At 62.8% G+C, this 1,629-nt stretch carries 2 protein-coding genes; one reads left to right on the top strand and one right to left on the bottom strand.

Annotated elements, in window-relative coordinates:
- On the bottom strand, positions 1 to 1,064 hold a 1,064-nt coding region (locus tag ABYB95_RS23140), incomplete at its 3' end, for an ABC transporter transmembrane domain-containing protein (RefSeq protein WP_372662597.1).
- Between the two features lie 37 nt (positions 1,065 to 1,101).
- Here ABYB95_RS23140 and ABYB95_RS23135 point away from each other — a divergent pair.
- A complete protein-coding gene (locus ABYB95_RS23135; protein ID WP_372662593.1) occupies positions 1,102 to 1,536 on the top strand; it encodes an acyl-CoA thioesterase in 435 nt (144 codons plus the stop codon).
- Positions 1,537 to 1,629: the final 93 nt, after the last annotated feature.

Here is a 1,629-nt window from a genome sequence, read left to right as displayed (position 1 = left end):
TCGGCAATTTCGCGTTCTTTTTCCAGCAGCACGAACATCTTGTCCAGGTCGGTCAGGCTCTGCTTGATCTCGCGGTACAGCACGCCGAGGAAGTTCAGCGGGATGTAGAGCTGGATCATGAAGGCATTGACCATGACCAGATCGCCCAGCGTCATGCGGCCGTCTGCCACGCCCTGGGTGGCGCGCCAGAGCATGAGCACCAGGGCGGTGGCAATCAGCAACTGCTGCCCGGCGTTGAGCAGCGACAGCGTGGTCTGGCTCTTGATGCGGGCACGGCGCAGTTTTTCCAGCGCTTCGTCGTAGCGGCGCGCCTCAAAAGCTTCGTTGTTGAAGTACTTGACGGTCTCGTAGTTGAGCAGCGAATCGACCGCGCGCGACTGGCCGACGGACTCCAGCTCGTTCATCTCGCGGCGGAAACGGGTGCGCCATTCGGTCACCACCACCGTGAAGCCCACATACAGGACCAGCGCCACCAGGGTGATCCAGACGTAACCCATGTCGAACTTGGTGCCCAGCAGCACCAGGACCATGGTGACCTCGATCAAGGTCGGGAAGATGCTGTAGAGCGAATAGGAAATGAGCGACTGCACGCCGCGTGTGCCGCGTTCGATGTCGCGCGTCATGCCGCCGGTCTGGCGCTCCAGGTGGAAGCGCAGGCTGAGCGCGTGCAAGTGGCCAAACACCTGCAAGGCGATGCTGCGCGTGGCACCCTCGGTGGCCTTGGCAAACACCAGCTCGCGCAGTTCGGTGAACAAGGTGGTGGACAAGCGCAGCAAGCCATAGGCCAGCAACAGCCCCAGCGGCACCACCAGCAGCGCTTGCGCGCTGCCCGGCGCAATGCTCATGGCGTCCACCAGTTCCTTGAGCAGCAAAGGTACCCCGACGTTGGCCATCTTGGCCGCCACCATGAAAGACAGCGCCAGGCCCACCCGCCATTTGTACTGCAGCAGGTAGGGAAACAGCCGGCCAAGGGTTTGCCAGTCGGACCGGCTCTGCGCAGGCGCGGCCTCGCCGCTGGCGGTGTGAGGGGCTGGAAGTGGGACAGTAGGAAGGGCGCGGCGCATGAAGGACAATATTGGATCTCTTGTCCAGATTGTGCCCATGTCCACCGAATCAAGCCCGCGCCCGGAATCCAGCCTGCCGCAAAACCGCGAGCTGGTGCTCAAAGTCATCCCCATGCCCGCCGACTGCAACGCCAACGGCGACATCTTTGGCGGCTGGGTCATGGCCCAGGTCGATCTGGCCGGTTCGGTGCTGCCCGCGCGCCATGTGCGCGGCCGCATGGCCACGGTGGCGGTGAACCAGTTCGTCTTCAAGCAGCCGGTGCGGGTCGGCGACATCCTGAGCTTTTTTGCCCACATCAGCCGCGTCGGCAACACCTCGATCACGGTGCAGGTGGAGGTGTTCGCCGAGCGCTTCTCGGCCCAGGGGCAATATGTGAAGGTGACCGAAGCCAGTCTGACCTATGTGGCCATCGACATGGAAGGCCGACCACGCCCCATCCCCAAAGACGCCGGATCGCAGCCCCAGTCATAAAAATCCGGTGCCGATCTTGATCGGTCGCAAGCGTCTGCCTTTCAACCTTGCGTAGACGGGACTGGCATGTTGGCGACAGACCAGCTAGAGGGT

This window comes from Hydrogenophaga sp., from assembly GCF_041633695.1.
Classification (GTDB): Bacteria; Pseudomonadota; Gammaproteobacteria; order Burkholderiales; family Burkholderiaceae_C; genus Hydrogenophaga.
Note: the sequence above shows the minus strand (reverse complement) of the source record. Positions and strands in the feature narration are given on the sequence as shown.

Coding starts and splice junctions, on each gene's coding strand:
- ABYB95_RS23135 (WP_372662593.1), top strand. CDS start 1,102: ATGTCCACCGAATCAAGCCCGCGCCCGGAATCCAGCCTGCCGCAAAAC.